We start from the raw sequence: 18068 nt of genomic DNA on the forward strand, positions 1-18068 counted from the left end.
GCACCAACAACAGTTACTGGCATAGGCTGACCATTTCCTCCCTGAAGAGTCAAAGAGAAGTCCGATTTCAGGCTTGATATCAGCCGGCACTTGTGCGATAGGCACATCAATCATCATATCATCTCTGCGCTCTCCATAAGCTTCAGCAGCTGGAATTGTTACAGTAACTTTTTCGCCCAACTTCATGCCGTCAACTGCGGGAGTTGTCAAAGCCTTTAATCATATTTCCGTCGCCTAAGGTAAATCCTAGCGGTTCGCGATTTGCTGAAGAATCAAATACGCTTCCATCTTCTAATTTTCCAGTGTAATGCACTTGAACTGCATCCCCTTTTTTAGCTTGCATAGTCTTATTTTTTAGTAAAGGACAAAGTTACAAAAATCTATTAAGGGAGAAAATCCGACACTAATGTCCGATTTTAGTATAAAAGCGTACACTTTTGGGAAAACACTCCCCCCTCAAAAACCCATCCTATTGCCTTATATTAGGGTTGGCATCATTTTGCCAGACTCAAGACGAAACGATTAACCTATGGAAACTCAAGATTTAGGCAAGATTCTTATCATCGACGATAACGAAGACTTATTATTTGCCGCCAAAATGCTTTTAAAGAAGCACGCCAAAGAAGTCATGATAGAAAAGGATCCACGTAGAATTCCTTTTTTTGGTCAACAACAATAATTACGATGTGATCCTGTTGGACATGAACTTCCGTGAAGACACAACCTCAGGAAAGGAAGGTTTCCACTGGCTGAAGCAAATCAAAGAGATAGATCCAAAAGCTGTAGTCATCCTGATTACAGCGTTCGGAGATGTGGAAATGGCTGTGCAAGCGCTAAAAGAAGGAGCGACAGATTTTATATTAAAGCCTTGGCAAAATGAGAAGTTGATCGCTACCCTATCGGCTGCTATCCGGCTCAAAGAAAGCTACAACGAAGTAGACAAGCTGCAGAAAAAGCAAAAACAGATGCAGACGGACATGAAGAAGCCTTACACCGACATCATCGGCCAAAGTGCTTCAATGAAGAATATCTTTTCGATTATTGATAAAGTGGCTCAGACCGATGCAAATGTCTTGATACTGGGAGAAAACGGAACAGGTAAAGAACTGATTGCTAGAGCAATTCACGATAGATCTCTTCGTAAGGACGAGATTTTTGTAGGCGTAGATATGGGTGCCATCACCGAAACCCTATTTGAATCAGAACTTTTTGGACATAAAAAAGGAGCTTTTACGGACGCCAAAGATGATCGTGCTGGTAGGTTTGAAGTTGCTGATCAAGGGTCCTTATTTTTGGATGAAATCGGAAACTTATCATTGCCGCTTCAATCCAAGCTGCTAACTGTTTTGCAGCGAAGAGAGGTGACTAGAATAGGTACCAACAAAGCCATTCCTGTTGACATTCGTCTGATCTGTGCTACCAATATGCCTATTCACGAGAACACTTCTGAAAATGCATTCCGCCAGGATTTATTATATAGAATCAACACGGTAGAGATTTTCTTACCACCACTTCGCGAGCGTCAGGATGACATTCCTATTTTGGCCAATCACTTCCTAAAAAGTTACAGTCAGAAATACCGCAAAAACTTCACTGGCTTTACTACCGCTGGTATGGACCTTTTGCAGCATTACGGATGGCCTGGAAATATCCGTGAACTTCAGCACGCAATCGAACGTGCCATCATTATGGCTGAAGGTGACACTTTGGATTCAAGAGATTTCTTTTTCCTTTCTGCCAAGCCAGCTTCTGACAAAGCACCAACTTCAGTCACATTGAATCTCGACGACATGGAGAAAACAACCATTCAGCGGGCTATTGATAAAAATGGCGGTAACATTTCTAAAGCAGCTAAGGAACTTGGTTTGACCAGAGCATCCTTGTATAGAAGGCTGGAAAAATATGGACTATAAAGTTGGCTTACTTGGGAGAATCGCCTTTCTAGCAGCTTCTCTTTTTCTTCTTGCCTACGCTATGATCGATAGTTGGGGAGTCTTTATGATTTCCCTACTCCTCGTTTTGGTCGTATTTCAAATTATCTATTTGCTCCGTTATTCCGAAGGATCCTTCAAGAAAGTGCGTGTTTTCCTCGACAACATCAAGCAGGATAAATACTCCCAACTCTATCCTGTGAAGTTTGATGGGACAGAAACGGATGACTTGCATATAGAATTCAACGCGATTCTCGCAAAGCTTAAAGAAGATCAAGCTGAGAAGGAAGCGAACTACCAATACTTCAGATCAGTATTCAAACATCTGAGTATAGGACTTATCACCTTTGGAGAAAATGGCGGAATTCAAATTGTGAATACTGCTGCCAAACGAATTCTCGATGTAGAGGAATTGAAAAACATCGGGGAAATCGAAGGAATAAATAAAGAACTACACCTGGCCATCAATAATCTCCGTACTGGAGGAAGTGAATTGATCAAAATTGCCCATCCGGACGGCATCATGCAGATCTCAGTCTATGTGATTGAATTATTGATGCGAGGCGAAAAATTCAAATTGGTTTCCCTACAAAACATTCAGTCCGAACTCGAAGAAAAAGAAATGGAAGCTTGGCAAAATTTGGTCAAAATCCTAACTCATGAGATCATGAATTCCATCGCTCCTATTTCTTCTTTGGCAGGAACAATCCAAGGTGAAATGGAAAGCAAAATCGAACAGGTGGAGCAAATCACCCCTTCTGAAATGGAGGATTATTTGATGGGGATTAGTACGATAGAAAAGCGTAGTCAAGGACTAATCAGCTTCGTATCTGACTTTAGAAGTTTGGCGCATATTCCTGCTCCAAAGTTCAGCAGTATTGCTATCGCAAAGCTTTTCCACCAGTTAGAGGTTTTATTACAAAACCAGATAGAAACACATCAAATAGAATTGATCAAAGAAATTAACCCTAAAGAACTCATCCTATTTGGCGATCAAACTCAGATCGAGCAAGTGCTGATCAACCTTACTCAGAATGCTATTCAGGCTGTGGAAGATTCTGAAGTGAGGAGAATAATCCTAAGGGCATTTATTGATGAAGCTGGGAAAATAATACTTGAAGTAGCTGACACTGGTAAAGGGATCGAAGAGGAAGCACTCTCCAAGATTTTCATACCATTCTTTACTACCAAATCCAAGGGTTCTGGAATCGGTTTGAGTTTATCCAAACAGATTATGCGACGTCACAAAGGCAATATTGAAGTGCGTTCCACTCAGGGTGAAGGGACAACTTTTAAGTTGATTTTTAACGGGTAAGTCTCGAATTCAGAAAGATAAAATAAGAAGGCTGAAGGAATTTAAACCTTAAACTCATAAACATTTCATAAGCCACGTCAATCAAACCTAAAACCTTGGTCTGTGTGCCACAGACCACAGGAATATAAGATCAAACTCATCCACCATTTTTCAATACCATGTCGCAACGGAACTTATTTTTATTCGGCTTCATCCTGCTCAAGTTTGTAGTGCAATACCTATTAATCGATTCTGGATACGACCTGCATCGGGATGAATACCTGCACCTCGATCAAGCTCATCATCTGGCTTGGGGATATATTTCGGTCCCACCTGTGACATCCTGGTTTTCTTACTTGATTTACCTGTTGGGCAATACTGAGTTTTGGGTAAAGTTCTTTCCGGCCCTTTTTGGGGCACTGACAATTACCCTGATTTGGAAAGCAATTGAAAAACTGGGAGGCAGTTTGTATGCACAGTCCTTAGCGGCGATTTGCCTGATCTTTTCAGCGTTAGCAAGATTGAATATCCTTTTCCAACCCAATTCCTTTGATATTCTGGCTTGGACTTTTGTGTTCTATTCCTTGCTCTCTTATATCAAAACGGGTAAAAATAAATGGCTGTATTGGTTGGGAGTTGGGGTCGGGTTTGGCTTTCTGAACAAATACAACATCGCTTTTCAAGTTTTTGGATTAATACCAGCTTTATTTCTGACTTCAGATCGGAAGATTTTCAAAAACCCAAATTTGTATGGAGCATTTGGTTTGGCTTTTTTAATCGCCTTACCTAACCTGATTTGGCAATTGCAAAACGACTTCCCTGTACTTTGGCATATGCGAATGCTCAGCAAGTATCAATTGGTCAATGTGAATCGATTGGACTTTTTGACAGAGCAATTTTTCTTCTTTTTCGGATCGAGTTTCGTGTTGATTCTGGCTTTTGTTTCTTATTTCAAACATCCTCCGTTTCGAAAGTATCAGGTATTCTTCTGGACTACCATTTTCACCTTAGCCATATTTACCTTTTTCAAGGCAAAAAACTATTATGCAATCGGCCTGTACCCAATTCACTTTGCTTTTGGTGCTGATTTATCTTTCACATGTGCTAAGCAAAAGCTGGGGAAAGTACCTGAAGCCAGTGGCGATGATTATTCCCATTTAGCCTATTTGTAGTCTCAGCGCCGATGACCTATCCTATCGGAGATCCGGAATACCTAAAAGGAGTACAATCCCGACATCCTGACCTGATGGAAAACCGATGGGAAGATGGCGAAATTGATGACTTGCCACAGGATTTTGCAGATATGCTGGGGCGGAAAGAACTGGCAGAAGAAAAGTCGACCTCGCTTATTCCAAAGCGCCTTCGGATGAATACACGGTAATTATTTGCGGCCAATTATGGCCAAGCTGGAGCTATTAACTTTTACACTAAAACCAAAGGTCTTCAAGCAATCACTATGAATGCTGATTACGTCAATTGGATCGATCTAAGCAGGGAAATCAAAAACGTGATTTTGGTCAGAGAAGTGGAAGATGGAATTAGCGTACGGGAGAGAATTCTCTTTTTGAAAAGTCAGAAAAAATAGGATCTATCACTGATCGGAATGCTAGAGAATTCGGAAACTTCGATACACTTATTACTAGGAGCTAAAACTGATATCAATGCAATTTTAGCAGCTGAAATTGAAGATAAAAGAATGGAGTTAAAAACAGTTAACTGAGGTAGCAAACCCAGCGAAAGTTTTCGTCATCTTCTTGAAACTAATTTCTTTCCTATGCGATATGCCTTTTTGCATTACCTTCACACTGCTTGCTCAGCTCACTTTTGGTATAGTGAATTCATCAAAAAGAAAACAGTACTACTGAGAAGCAAGCACTGGGATTCACTTTCGGTTCTCCAGAAAATAAAACCTTTATTGACAGTACTTTTAACTTCACCAAACTAATTTTTCATACTTCCACTTGCTATGGAAATTGCCCTGTCATGCATATCTCTGAGATTTCTGAGGATAGCACAGTGAAATTCTCTGGAAACTATTTTAAGGATGAAAATTTTTATGAGATTGACTCAGCCAAGCTGCCCTTGGGAATTTTACTGGTCAACTGCCTGAGGAGATCTATAATGAACTTATTGAATTGATTATTCAATCCAACTTGCCAGACAGAGAATAATACGCCAGAAAATATACTCTGTCGCGATGGCGCTGTAAAAACTCATTATTCTATACCAAAACGGGGTTAGGAAGTATTACAAAAGCGATGTTTGAAGCCAAACAGATGCAAGAAATTGATTTCCTATTTATACACTTTTCCTGAAAAATTAGAGTTAACCGCGGTCGATGAAAATTTTAGATTTGAGAAAGTAGTTAATCAACTTATCGATCTGGGATAAATCCTCGTGGGTGAAAATAGCCTAGCTGGGAATTAAAAACACAATACCACTATTTTTCCTCTTCTCTTTTGTTCCTTTGTGGCTAGAAGAATTTCACCTTTTCGTTCTTTAGAAGCAGAACAAATCCCTTTCATGAATAAGTTCAAACAAATCGAGGCGGCCATCTTGGCGTCTTCAAATATTCTTATTACCGCCCACAAATCAGGCGATGGTGACTCTGTCGGTTCCTCTTTGGGACTATTGCATTTTATAGAAAAGCTTGGGGAAAAAGGCCACTATCTGCCATCCTGACAAAGCGCGCCTGATGTTCTACATTTCCTAGACTTATCACCCATCATCACGATGGATAAGCAACAAGAAAGGGTCACCGAAGCATTTATAGCCGCAGATTTAATTTTTTGCCTAGACTATAATTCTACGGACCGAGTGGGCAAGGAGTTTGCAGGTTTTGCTAGAAGCAGCCACCTGCACACTTATCATGATTCGATGGAGCATCTATTGATCCGCAAGGATTCACCTCTCTAACGATCTCCGAAACATCTGCTTCCTCCACGGCAGAATTGATTGTGGAGTTAATTGAGCAGTCAGGAAATGAAGCTTTATTGAATGAAAAAATTGGAACTCCTCTTTACGTAGGAATTCTGACTGACACAGGTAGCTTTCGATTTAATTCCGTCAAACCACGAACTCATGAAGTCCTTGCCAAATTGCTAGCTGCCGGTGTCAAACATCATCTGATTCATGAATCCCTGAACGATACCAATACAGCAAGTAGACTTAGACTTCAAGGATTTGCAATGTCCCAAAAGATGGAGATTTTGAATGAGTATTCTGTTGCTATTATTCCCTTGACTAAAGAGGAATTGGCCACCTATGATTACAAAAAAGGAGATACTGACAGTCTTGCCAACCTTGCTCTATCCATCAAAGGAATGAAAGTAGCCATTATGCTTTCTGAACGCGATGGCATTATCATGATGTCTTTCCATCGAAAGGAAAAGAAAATCCTGTAAACACCTTAGCGGCAGCCCATTTCGATGGAGGCGGGCATGCAAACGCTGGCTGGTGGAATGAGTGAACTCTCTATGCCTGAGACTATAGATAAAATCAAAGGCCTAATTCCTGCGTATTTTCCTGTTTAGATAGTCTGAGCTATTCTACGGCTTTCATCATTTTCTTATCCTATAGGTTAGTGTTGATTGCGAAAAAAAAACAAATAATCAAAAGTTCGGAGGTCAGAAAAATACCTCAAACCTTACGACCCGGCGAGGCTATGAAAACCGCATAAAAAAAACTCCCTGCGAAATGAATCACAGGGAGTTTTACTTTGGTGGCTTTTAGTGCTAATTAGTCTTTCAAAGTCACTGTTCTGGTTACTTCATTGAATCGACCTGGAATCAAGTTTCCATGAGCATCAAGCATCTCCGAATTTCACAGTCACTTCACCTTTTGGAAGACCTTTGATTACATAAGGAGCCCATTCTGTGATCATAAATTCCTGACCGTTGATAGTTGCTCTTACTTTATTCCCATCTTCAGATAGTGTAGTATTCAACAAGAAGAAATCCAATAATAGATTCTCCGTGTCTGCTCCAGTATACTCTCCTTTAGGACGGCTGTAAATCATCGTTGGCTTGTCGAAATCCACATTCATATCATCACTGGCAGTTCCAACAACCATCTTCTTGGCAATAAAAGAATTGGAATTCTTTACTGACTCATGATATGATCTGCTCAAGAAAGCAACCAAGTAATGCGTTCCTTCTGGCATTTCTCTTTTGAACTCAGACTCATAGTGCGCTGAATATGGCTCATTGTCCAATATAAAGTGAATATGCTGACCTTTATCAGAATTAGCCAAATTACCAGCCATTCCATTACGCTCAGTTACTTCACCCAAATTGTAGTCCTTCACGTCAAAAGCAAAATCAACTTCTCCAGCTTTTGCAATAGTTGTGTTAGAAGGATTTTTGAGAGTTAAAGAAGACGAAGCATATGCCGGAGAATCTGTGAATTTCTCAATTGAAATCGCTGCCGGAGCAGTCATTTCTGTTCCCTCCATGACTACTTCTTCATTTTCTGCCTCTCTTCGGCTGGCAACTTACCGCAATCAAAAGTGCCGCAGCAGCTGTACCTAATATCTTAACATTCATAATTTTCAATTTTATTGTATTTGGTTTTCAGTATAAATTTCGCAAATGCCATTCCATAGGAGACTCAACTTGTTTTTAGATTTATTTTGGCTCCAGACGGATAAAAATTCAAACAACGACTTAATCTTTTACATTAAATCTGAAGCAAAAATAGTCAAGAAGACCGCCCTAAACCAATATTTAGTTTTTTTTCAAGAGAAGAACTCAATTCACCTTCTTTTACTCCCTGTTAAAAATGCAACAGAAATTTTTAAAATAGTGTGAACCTTCAGATTGGCACTCGTGATGGTTTTTCCCCACTTCGGGAATAAAATCCTCAACGTTTACCATTGAGATTTATGGAAAGCCCGCAATTAGAAAGCAAGTATTTGACGAGAAATAGGCTTAGGGTTTCTCAGTAAGATTTCAAAGAGTCCTTGAAATTTTCAATTTAAATTGATAAAAGGTGAAATCATGAACCCTCATTTTATTAAAATAAATTCAAAATACCGATCTTAAGATTTAAGATTCTTTTCTAATTAACAATCCCATGAAAGCCGCCATTCGAAGATCATACGGTTCACCACATGTAATCAAAGTTGAAGAAATCCAGAAACCAACCCTTAAGGACAACGAAGTTCTAATACGGATTTTTGCTACCACGGTGAACCGAACAGATTGTGCTAATTTGACTGGAAAGCCTTTTATCATGCACCTAATGCTAGGTTTGACGAAACCCCGAAAAATGAGTCCTGGGTACTGATTTCGCTGGTGTGGTGGTTGCAACTGGAAAGGACATTGATTCATTTCAGGTCAACCAACGCGTTTTTGGTTTTACAGATATGGGACTGGAATCACAAGCTGAATTCATGGCCTTGAAGCCAAAAGACAACCTCATTGTCATCCCTGAGCAGATTGATTTCGCGCAGGCTGTGGCAAGTCTGGAAGGTGCCCATTATGCACATTCATTTATTCTTAAATCTGGAATTCATTCCGGACAAAAAGTCCTGATCAATGGTGCCACAGGTGCAATTGGGTCTGCTTTACTACAGTTTGCAAGAACTTTTGATGTGAAAATCACAGCAACTTGCAGTACTGAAAACATTGAACTGATGCGTTCACTGGGAGCTGATCAAGTTGTCGATTATACCAAAGAAGATTTTACGCGAAGTAGTAGAAAATATGATATTGTGTTTGATACGGTAGGCAAAAGTACTTTTGGAAAATGTAAGCCTATATTAAAAAAGAATGGAACCTACATTTCTTCAGAATTGGGACCGCATTCCCAAAATATCTTCTACTCAATCTTCACTCCTCTTATTGGTGGCAAAAAAGTCAAATTCCCTATTCCCTATCCGTTGACTTTTACACTTCCAGATATCAAATCCAAAATGGAAAAGGGTGTTTTCAAACCACTCATCGATCGGGAATATCCCCTGAAAGAGATAGCTAAAGCGTACGAATATGTCCTCTCAGGTAAGAAAATTGGTAATGTGATAATCAACGTAGCAAATGAAAGAGTTATTTAAAGACATATTCGAATACCATCATCATTTTAACCAAAAGTTGGTGGCGCTTTTTATTGAAAATAAAGACAGTCTATCAGAAAGGACTATTCCGCTGTTTTCTCACAACATAAATGCAAACCAGATTTGGAATTCGAGAATTCTAGGAAAGACTCCACTGGGTGTGCACCAGCTCCACAACCTTGAAACTTGTAAGAGTCTAGATGATTCTAACCTCGAGGACACCTTGCTGATTATTTCAGAATTCGATTTTGGCAAACGAATAAAATACAAGAATAGTAGCGGTGGAGAATTTGAGAACTCAGTACAAGAAATCCTATTTCATATCTCAAATCATTCTACTCATCACAAAGGGCAATTGATTTCAGACCTACGGCAAAACGGAATTGCTCCAATGATCACGGATTACATTTACTACAAAATATAAAACCCGGGAAATTCTTCCAAAGGACATGCTGCAAGTAGACCCTATCCCTGCATTGTTTTGATTTCTTCAATCAATTCGGCTAGCCGATTTCTCAGTATTAATGGCTGCTTCACCACTACCAAATCAGATAGCGAGATCACCCACCGCACAAATCCCTCAATGGATGAATTCATAAAAGTAATTTCTGTCATGTCTCCTACTCTCTCTTCAGAGACGAATCCATAATTGTACTTTGAATTTGCGAGGTATTTCATAGCTCCATCCGGAACTTTCAGAATGATTTGATGAAGCTTTTGTTCAGCGGAAACCTGGTCCAAATAGGATTTCAATGTGGGATGCTTGGCCGTGGAATAAGAAATTTCCGAAACCACAAGCTTACTAAATCTGTCCAATCGAAAGGTGCGGTAATCATTTCTCAATCTGCAATAGGCTATCAAATACCATTGGTCAAAGGAGTGAAACATACCAACTGGCTCCAATTCTCGCTCTGTCTTCTTTTCCGGATCAAAGGTAACATAGGAACCCAAAAGCACTTTTTTCATGGAAATAGCTTCCAGTACTGTGTGAAATGCCTTGCTGGATTTATCCATTACTTGGGATGGATTTGACTTTAGCACTTGTATTGTGTCTTGCACTTCCACTAGCAAATCCTTTTCGGAAGACTTCAGCACAGCTTTGATTTTGATAAGCGCTTCTTTGAAAAACCTGCTACTCTGCTCACCAAGCGATTTTTCCACCAACTTCTCCGCAACCAGCATAGACAATGCTTCTTCTTTGGTAAACATAATCGGCGGAAGTCTGTATCCTTCTACCAAGGAATATCCCTGGCCTGCCTCACCGATAATTGGCACTCCCGACTCCTCGAGCGATCTCACATCTCTATAGATCGTGCGTAAACTTACTCCAAAACGAGTAGCGAGTTCCGAAGCCCTGACAGTTCGCTTGGATTGCAAGTGAGTAAGAATGGCAGTTAGCCTGTCTATTCGATTCATGGAAAAGAGTTAATCTGATTATCTGAATTTTGCGAGTTACCTATTTCTCTTTCCTCAACTGGCCGGAAGACCGAAGCACATCAACTCCTGAATTTCCCCAATCCTATGTTGCTTTTGGCTATTTACTGGTAAGAAAGTGGAGGCACGAAAAGTTAACTTCTGAGAATGTAAAGAAACTTGAAAAAACTTAGAATTTCTCGGAAATACCAAAATCCTACTGACATAGGGCTGACACAAGTCAGTTGTTTATTTGAGTATTCTTAAACAAAACATAGAGAAAATGGAAACTACAGAAACATTGAATGAGACTCAACTCATCACCAAAGATCAACTGCTAAATCAATGGCTAGGACAGCGTAAGGTTACTCGCAGAGTTTTGGACGCCTTTCCGGAAAAAGAACTTTTTGAATTTACCATAGGTGGCATGCGAACATATGCTCAGCTAACGAAAGAAATGCTAGCTATGGATGGTGCTACCGCAAAAGGAGTGGCAACGGGAGAATGGAGCACACTTGATGAAGAAAAATCCGAGCTCACCACTAAAGCAGATCTTTTGGCCAGTTGGGATGAATCTACTGAGAAAATCCAAAAGTACTGGAAGCAAATATCCATCAAAAACTTCCAAGAAAAGGTAGTTGCCTTTGGGCAATATGAAGGTACAGGCTACAGCATTCTATTTTATGTAATGGACAATGAAATCCACCATCGCGGACAAGGTTATGTTTATTTGCGGGCACTAGGAATTACGCCTCCTAACTTCTGGGAGCAGTATTAATCTATATAGCTATGCCTTATGCGGTTTGTGGAAACACAGACCGCTCCTAAAATTATATAATATGTACATCCGCTTTTGTGCCAGTTATAGAAGTCAAAAGCGAAAAAGGATATGTTAAACTTAAGAATTGAGGCCACTTCAGCCTGTCCCGTCAGTGCTTCGGTCATTTGTCATCCTACCAGATAATAAAAGAATCTAAGGTGACTGGCATCTTTGCGGATAATAATATTCTATAAAACATAATGCTTTGTAAACCAATACACTTACTCAAATTATCAATTCTTCTGTAGCGAAAAGATCACCTCATGCGTCTTGGTATTGATTTAAAACTAAAACCAACAAAATCGTATGATGAGTGTAAATTCATTTGCAATGAAGAATTTAAAATCACTGGCGACAGTAGCATTACTAGCCGGAACATTAGGATTAACCAGCTGCTTGGATAATGACGACGACATGCTGGACTACCCAGATGCGGGTTACATTTCTATTTATAATGGCGCTCCAAGCAATGCTGGCGTCATAGTCTATGCTGATCAAAATCAGGTGAATAATTTTCCTATTAAATACAAGGAGGTTTTGGCCTACCAAAACTTCTTTCCTGGAGATAGACTATTCAAATTCTCAGATCCAAACTCTCTTACTTCCCTTTTGGAAAAAGAGTATGAAATCAAAGTAGATTCTGTTTACTCCATGTTTGTGCTGGAAGATCAAGATGAATTGGATGCTGTATTGGTAGATGACGATTGGTCTGAACCAAATGCGGATGAGGCACAAATCCGAATGATTAACCTATCCCCCGATGCAGGCGCGGTAACGCTGAAACTTGATGAGGTAGTTGATCCATTTTTCGAAGGGATTGCATTCAAATCAAATTCGGAGTTCGAAAGTCTGGATTCAGACACTTATAAGCTAACAGTAGTTTCAGCCACGGGAGAAGTACTTGCTACCGCAACAAACGTAGAATTGATAGGAAATAGAGTTTATACGCTGGTTCTTAGAGGCTACAAGCAGTCCACAGAGAATGCTAAAAAACTTGATTTGCAATTATTAACCAACTATATAGATTACTAAGTAATCCCCATACCCCACAATGGAAAATCCCGATCTCTATAGGTCGGGATTTTTTTGTTTTTATGATTTTCCCTTCTTGAAATAACGTCGTATAAGAAAAGATGACCCAAAGAACAAGTAGTTCTGGCACACGAAGCTCCATTAAAATTATCTGTAGTTTCTGAGGTAGCGTGAGAAATTGAGTTTAAAAGCAGCCCTCACCCTTTAGACTGGCATTCATTCCCATTCCCCTGCCCGGTTAAGGAAACATAAAAACGTTGATAGGGTAAACAAATCAACTTTTGAGATGCCTAAATCAAAGGTTTAAACATCGTTTGAGCTCGAATAGAAAGCCCTGCTTGAGAAAGAGCTTCAAAAGTAACATTCAGGTGGTAAGACAAAAACCTCATCAGAGCGCCACTTCAAAACAGTATAAAAATCAAAACTTGCATAAATAAAAATAGCACCAAGTCTAAATCTGGTGCTATTTAATTACTATGTATATCCACTATCCTTCCAGTAAGGTGCCAAAAGCTATGTAAGATATGTAAACTTAAGAACTGAGGCCACCTTAGCCTGTCACGACAGTGTGAGAGTCTTCGGTCTTGCGGTAGCTATCGGGAAGTATTCCAACTGACAAGCAAAGAATCTAAGGTGCTGGCATCATTACGGATAATCATATAATTAATCGTTGAGATCTGAAACAGATATTCAGAATTAGTCAAATTTTAAAACTTTCTAAAGGATTAAAATTGTAGGATAAGAAGGTGTACCTGATCAAAAGTATAGTGACTCAATTACTTTCCTCCAAAATTCATCTTAAAACTCGCTCCAAATAATCCATAGGTATCTCCGTAACCTGAGACCTGCTTCAATTGATAATTGTAGAAAGGCATGATCACATAGTTGGCGCCTTTTGTTTCCAGTACTCGCAGATTCACTCCAAAATTCAACGTAGCAAAGGGGTAAAACCTACCACTTTTGGACTCTAGAGAATTGTTCTCTACCACAGCCTCTTGACGGAGAGAAACGGAGGAGTTACCCATCGCATCGTTCGCATAAAAAGCCAACTGTTTCTGTACCGTGAACTCTTGAGATGCTGTTCCATTGAGCGAATAAAAGTTAGAAAAACCAGCCTGCACAGAGACAGAATTGTTTCTAGTCACAGGATATTTAACAAATACCGGAACTTCTACCTGCATCTGTTGTACTTCCAGTTTCTCCGTCTGCGGATAGTTATTCCCAAAAGACATTACCATGCTTTCTTGCTTCGCATTTTGATTATAGTAGTTCAAGCCTAATCCAGAACCCAAGGTTAGTTTGCCAGGTAATTTTATATCTACTAGCATTCCCAGTCCGATAGAAGAAGCGGTTGCAACCTGATTATCGCTTTGGACGGCGCCAAATCCCGGAGATAAACCCATACCAAGTCCTACTGACGTTTTATCCTTTTCTATTACTGGGAAATCACTTTCGGCTACAAAAGCCTCCTTTTTCAGTGGAGTTGTCTCAGATTCTTCAGCTTGAGCTAGTGCAATTTTCTCAGGTGCTTTTATTACAAGGGAAGAATTCGAAGTTTCTTCATTTTTCTCTTCCTGCAATTTGGTGATCAGTGCTTGCTCGGGCTGGTTCGCAATTGGTTTTTCAGGTACTTGTGCAACTACTTTTTGATTAGCAAGTGCAGGTGATTCAGGAGAAATCGTAGCTTTTTCAGTCAGAATTGACTTTTGTTCAATCTCAGGAACAGTCGCTAAGGTTTTGTCTTCTGCATCTCGAACCTCTGGAGTAAGAGTTTCTGAAGGAGTTACACCTATTGCTGGAGTCTTTGCTGGAGTCTTATTTAGATTTTTTGAATTCGATTCAATACCGGGTTCTGGAATCGACTTTTCTCCTGCAGAATCCTTAGTAGGCAATTGCTTGGAAGTAATTTCTTGTCTAATATCTGTGTTATCTGCTACCTGAACTTCACGAGCATTTTCATTAAGATTTAAAGGTAAATCAACCGAACTAATTCCTATTGCTATTAATAACAGAGAGGCTGCAACTCCTGTCGCCCAATAGGCAATAGCTTTTCGCTTGCGTTTTGCACGCATTTTTCTGAAAAGCTTCCCAAGCTCCCAATTCATAGGGCACAGAGGCTTCAACCAACTTCTTTTTAAGGGAAGCAGCGATTTCCTTATCCAGCTTATCTTCCTTCATATTCTTTCAAGTGTAATGATACTAATTTGCGAAGCTCAGACTTTGCCCGCGCTAGATAGACTCTGGAAGAGCTTTCCGTCAAGCCTAGTTTCTCGCCAATTTCTTTATGACTATAGCCTTCGATCTCGTAGAGATTGAAAACCATTTTGTGATCTTCCTGCAATAGATTAATTAGATTGATGATGTCCTGAAATGCTAGATCCTGAAGCGCATTAACCTCATGAAACACTCCAGTTTCTTCCGCCACATCGGTTTGATCTGAAATTTCTTCTGCTTCCTGAAATAGTCAATGGCGGTGTTTACTGTGATGCGACGTAGCCAAGCTTTCACAGACTGGAAGTCGTCAAACTTCTTGATCGATCCGAAAAACTTCATAAAAGAGTCATTCGTAATCTCATCGGCCAAGGCCTTTTCTTTAGAATAGGACAGACTGATACCCATGACATAGCCATAGTATTTTTTATAGAATACTTCTTCGTACTTAGCCGATCGTCGTTTTGCAACCTTCAATCAGCTCCTGATCAGTCCACTTCAATTCAAACCTATTAATCTATGGTTTACGACACCCAATTGGGGGTCGGAATTTTCATTTTTTAGCTATTCATCTCGGCACTAATTCACCGACTTTTGTTGCTGATTCTTTCTCCCTCAAAGCTTCTCCTGCTTTATTATACACATTCTTTCCTGAGGAGTTCATACAATCTGCTATTCCCTCCAAATTTTGAGGATAGCTAGATGTAGTAACAAAACTAGCCCCTTCCATCCTAATTCCAGATCCCTTAACAATTGAGTCATTATCCGAGCCAGCATTTAGTGCGCTGCTCGCAAATATCAATATCAGATAGATCTTTAGAAGTGTTTTCATCTTGCTTTATTACCCTGACGGAAAGCTAGGGGAATACGCTACACCTGAGCCGAATTATTTTAGGAGGTGATCTGAAAAATAAAAAAATTAATTCTTCCATTTAGGCCGACTAAACCTTTCCAAATCTCAAAACTGATAAAAGTCACTCCGTTCACTGAGTTCTAACAGACTAATGAAAAACTGCTAAAGCTAGCTTTACTTTTTCAAAATCTAGTAAAATTCCGATCGATCAAAATGCCAAATTATAGCTCCGCACATAGCTTCCATATACCTGTAATGGGACTTGGATATACAGTAGATACTCCAATCAAAGTAGCCAAGTATGGGATCTCCAGTGTAGTCTCCATAATGGATGATCACCTGCTGGAAGACATGCGCAAAATCTACTCGAAAAAATATGTGAGGGAATTCATTCCGATCTCGGATACAGAAGATGACTACCGGGCAAAGCGAATCACTGCTTACCTTAATTTGACTCAATCAATCGTAGAAGAGCAATTCAATAAATTGGTGAATGAAGACTGGGAAACCAATACAGAATTCCGAAAATATCTCGACCTACTACCAGAAGAATCGCCTATCCTAAACCTTGTAAAAAAAATAGAAAGCAGTCCTGAGTCTGAAAAATTCCATCTGAAAGAGGAGTTCAAATCCATGATGAATGTGGGAGCTGTAGATGTGAACATCATGACGAAAGTAGACAAAATAAATTCTGATAAATCAGGTAAGGAATTGCCGAGGGAATACTCGGATGCCTTGTCAGCTTTAAGAGGATTTGCGCATAGCAAAGCGAATGGATCCGTAGTATTTTCCGCAGGTATGAACCCTGCTTTGTACAGTTATGCAGAACAATTCCCTGAGTTTTTCCCGAATCAATTTGGTGAAATTTCGAAAGGAATTATCCTAAAAGTGAGTGACTATAGATCAGCTTTGATCCAAGGAAAGTTCTTGGCAAAGAAAGGTCTTTGGGTTTCGGAATTCAGAATTGAGTCAGGCTTGAACTGTGGCGGACACGCTTTTGCTACAGATGGATTTCTGATCGGACAGATTTTAGAGGAGTTCAAAAGCAACAGAAATGAGCTTTTTCAAACACTTTATGAAATATGCCAAAAATATCTGGAAAGCAAAGAGTTAAACACACTTTCAAAAAGCCCTACTTTCAGGATAACTTACCAAGGTGGAATCGGTACGGCAAGCGAAGATTCCTTCTTGCGCGAGTATTATGAGCTCGATGGAACGGGTTGGGGCAGTCCATTTCTTTTGGTCCCCGAGGCTACTTCTGTAGATGAAGACACCCTGGAGCGCTTGTTCAAATCCAAAAAATCTGACTATTACCTCAGCGATGCATCTCCTCTCGGCGTGCCTTTCAATAACCTCCGAACATCCTCCGGAGAAGAGCAGCGCATGAAGAGAATTGAAAATAATCGGACAGGAAGTCCCTGCTATAAAAAGTTCCTCTCCAATAATTCTGAGTTCACAGCTAAGCCCATTTGCACTGCTTCCAGACAATACCAAATTTTAAAATCTAAGCAGTTTGAAACAGGTGAATTTGGATGTGAAGAGATGGAAAAAGTGAAAGCAAAAGACTGTCTTTGCGAAGGCCTCAGCGCACCGGCGATTTTAGCAGCAGGAGAAACGCCGCGTAGAAATCTTAAGGCAGTTACGATTTGCCCTGGGCCAAACCTAGCTTATTTCAAAGGCACTTTCTCACTAAAAGAAATGGTAGATCACATCTATGGAAAGTTAAGCCTCAATGTCGATACTGACCGACCACATGTTCTAGTGAAAGAGCTCCAATTATATGTCACTTATTTGAAAAAGGAATTTGAAAACAAGGTGACAGAGAAGGTTGCCAAGAGGGATGCATACTTAGAAAAATTCAGAAACAATCTGATCCAAGGAGTAGAATATTATCAGGAATTGATCGACAAAGTAGAAGTAGATTCAAGTGCAATTCTTGCAAAAATGTCTGATCAATTTTCAAAAATTAAAAGCGAAATAGAACTCTTAAGTAAGCCAGTTGAGGCTAGTCTTACGTAACGTACTCGAGCTGTTTCAAAAATCATTTTTAACCCAGATAACCAAGAAAAGCTGAAAGCTAATCGAGCCATGATTCTGCCAAGTTGCGGTCACGGAAAGAAAATGCTTTCAGCTTACTTTTACACATCAAGCTATTTAAGAAAGCCACTAGGAAGCTTAGCCAGAAACTGTCTGTAAGCATCGCGTATTTGGAAAGCTTTGGTAGCATGTGAATGTCTCCGTAAATGGCATTTTTGAATGCTTCTAGGCTTTCATAACCCTTGAATGAGGTTACGATTGCCAAAACTTTTATAGTCTTATTGGCAGCAAGCTTATCTCTCGCTATCTGTAACTCGCGCGTGTCATCAACTGTGATGACTCCATCGATCACATAACGTAGCAGCCCTTCTTCTATAGAATAATTTACCTCCATCTACCTTACTAACAACGATTGAGGCTGTTTT

18 protein-coding genes and 2 pseudogenes are annotated in these 18068 nt (G+C 39.9%); 12 read left to right on the forward strand and 8 right to left on the reverse strand.

What is annotated here, in order from left to right; all coding sequences use genetic code 11:
* Positions 1–343: pseudogene (locus AC0L6R_RS04705) on the reverse strand (FKBP-type peptidyl-prolyl cis-trans isomerase); the annotation flags it as partial.
* Positions 344–529: 186 nt separating this feature from the next.
* Here AC0L6R_RS04705 and AC0L6R_RS04710 point away from each other — a divergent pair.
* From AC0L6R_RS04710 to AC0L6R_RS04740, 7 genes and pseudogenes are all read left to right on the forward strand, one after another.
* Positions 530–1913, forward strand: a pseudogene (locus AC0L6R_RS04710) (sigma-54-dependent transcriptional regulator).
* Positions 1903–3246: a sensor histidine kinase gene (locus AC0L6R_RS04715; protein WP_473270143.1), complete on the forward strand. Its 1344-nt coding sequence runs from the start codon at positions 1903–1905 to the stop codon at positions 3244–3246. The pseudogene AC0L6R_RS04710 and the gene AC0L6R_RS04715 overlap by 11 nt, the downstream one beginning before the upstream one ends.
* A gap of 158 nt (positions 3247–3404) precedes the next feature.
* On the forward strand, positions 3405–4397 hold the full coding sequence (locus tag AC0L6R_RS04720; RefSeq protein ID WP_473270144.1) for a glycosyltransferase family 39 protein: 993 nt from the start codon (positions 3405–3407) through the stop codon (positions 4395–4397).
* An 11-nt stretch (positions 4398–4408) separates the two neighbouring features.
* Positions 4409–4606, forward strand: coding sequence for a hypothetical protein (locus AC0L6R_RS04725; protein WP_473270145.1), 198 nt, complete (start codon positions 4409–4411; stop codon positions 4604–4606).
* A 75-nt stretch (positions 4607–4681) separates the two neighbouring features.
* A complete protein-coding gene (locus tag AC0L6R_RS04730; RefSeq protein ID WP_473270146.1) occupies positions 4682–4810 on the forward strand; it encodes a hypothetical protein in 129 nt (42 codons plus the stop codon).
* A gap of 1148 nt (positions 4811–5958) precedes the next feature.
* Positions 5959–6141 (forward strand): hypothetical protein, encoded by a 183-nt coding sequence (locus AC0L6R_RS04735; protein WP_473270147.1) that lies wholly within the window; start codon positions 5959–5961, stop codon positions 6139–6141.
* Positions 6142–6182: 41 nt separating this feature from the next.
* Positions 6183–6629: a DHH family phosphoesterase gene (locus AC0L6R_RS04740; protein ID WP_473270148.1), complete on the forward strand. Its 447-nt coding sequence runs from the start codon at positions 6183–6185 to the stop codon at positions 6627–6629.
* 401 nt (positions 6630–7030) lie between these two features.
* Here the strand turns inward: AC0L6R_RS04740 and AC0L6R_RS04745 are convergent, their stop codons facing one another.
* Positions 7031–7678 (reverse strand): hypothetical protein, encoded by a 648-nt coding sequence (locus AC0L6R_RS04745; RefSeq protein ID WP_473270149.1) that lies wholly within the window; start codon positions 7676–7678, stop codon positions 7031–7033.
* Positions 7679–8524: 846 nt separating this feature from the next.
* Here AC0L6R_RS04745 and AC0L6R_RS04750 point away from each other — a divergent pair.
* Both AC0L6R_RS04750 and AC0L6R_RS04755 read left to right on the forward strand, forming a co-directional pair.
* Positions 8525–9277 carry an NAD(P)-dependent alcohol dehydrogenase gene (locus AC0L6R_RS04750; RefSeq protein ID WP_473270150.1) on the forward strand — a complete coding sequence of 251 codons (753 nt, stop codon included), beginning with the start codon at positions 8525–8527 and terminating at the stop codon, positions 9275–9277.
* Entirely contained in the window at positions 9261–9701 is a 441-nt protein-coding gene (locus AC0L6R_RS04755) for a DinB family protein (RefSeq protein WP_473270151.1), read from the forward strand. The genes AC0L6R_RS04750 and AC0L6R_RS04755 overlap by 17 nt, the downstream gene beginning before the upstream one ends.
* A gap of 41 nt (positions 9702–9742) precedes the next feature.
* Here AC0L6R_RS04755 and AC0L6R_RS04760 read toward each other — a convergent pair whose 3' ends face one another.
* On the reverse strand, positions 9743–10693 hold the full coding sequence (locus AC0L6R_RS04760) for a helix-turn-helix transcriptional regulator (RefSeq protein ID WP_473270152.1): 951 nt from the start codon (positions 10691–10693) through the stop codon (positions 9743–9745).
* A 280-nt stretch (positions 10694–10973) separates the two neighbouring features.
* On the opposite strand from AC0L6R_RS04760, the gene AC0L6R_RS04765 reads away from it, so the two are divergent.
* A complete protein-coding gene (locus AC0L6R_RS04765) occupies positions 10974–11468 on the forward strand; it encodes a DinB family protein (protein WP_283412903.1) in 495 nt (164 codons plus the stop codon).
* A gap of 372 nt (positions 11469–11840) precedes the next feature.
* Entirely contained in the window at positions 11841–12542 is a 702-nt protein-coding gene (locus tag AC0L6R_RS04770) for a DUF4397 domain-containing protein (protein WP_283412904.1), read from the forward strand.
* Positions 12543–13318: 776 nt separating this feature from the next.
* On the opposite strand, the gene AC0L6R_RS04775 is transcribed toward AC0L6R_RS04770, so the two are convergent.
* The 4 genes from AC0L6R_RS04775 to AC0L6R_RS04790 all read right to left on the reverse strand — a co-directional run bounded on the left by AC0L6R_RS04775 (position 13319) and on the right by AC0L6R_RS04790 (position 15585).
* Positions 13319–14647: a hypothetical protein gene (locus AC0L6R_RS04775; RefSeq protein WP_473270153.1), complete on the reverse strand. Its 1329-nt coding sequence runs from the start codon at positions 14645–14647 to the stop codon at positions 13319–13321.
* 59 nt (positions 14648–14706) lie between these two features.
* On the reverse strand, positions 14707–14967 hold the full coding sequence (locus tag AC0L6R_RS04780) for an RNA polymerase sigma factor (RefSeq protein ID WP_473270154.1): 261 nt from the start codon (positions 14965–14967) through the stop codon (positions 14707–14709).
* Complete coding sequence (locus tag AC0L6R_RS04785) at positions 14916–15230, reverse strand: RNA polymerase sigma factor (RefSeq protein ID WP_473270155.1); 315 nt, start codon at positions 15228–15230, stop codon at positions 14916–14918. Before AC0L6R_RS04785 ends, AC0L6R_RS04780 begins: the two co-directional genes overlap by 52 nt.
* Positions 15231–15321: 91 nt before the next feature.
* Positions 15322–15585, reverse strand: coding sequence for a hypothetical protein (locus AC0L6R_RS04790; RefSeq protein ID WP_473270156.1), 264 nt, complete (start codon positions 15583–15585; stop codon positions 15322–15324).
* A 234-nt stretch (positions 15586–15819) separates the two neighbouring features.
* Between AC0L6R_RS04790 and AC0L6R_RS04795 the strand changes: the two genes are divergently transcribed.
* Positions 15820–17625, forward strand: coding sequence for a hypothetical protein (locus tag AC0L6R_RS04795; protein WP_473270157.1), 1806 nt, complete (start codon positions 15820–15822; stop codon positions 17623–17625).
* A 58-nt stretch (positions 17626–17683) separates the two neighbouring features.
* Here AC0L6R_RS04795 and AC0L6R_RS04800 read toward each other — a convergent pair whose 3' ends face one another.
* Positions 17684–18037, reverse strand: coding sequence for a SpoIIAA family protein (locus tag AC0L6R_RS04800; protein ID WP_473270158.1), 354 nt, complete (start codon positions 18035–18037; stop codon positions 17684–17686).
* Positions 18038–18068 lie beyond the last annotated feature (31 nt).

It is taken from the genome of Algoriphagus sp. 10J20-15 (genome assembly GCF_055809615.1).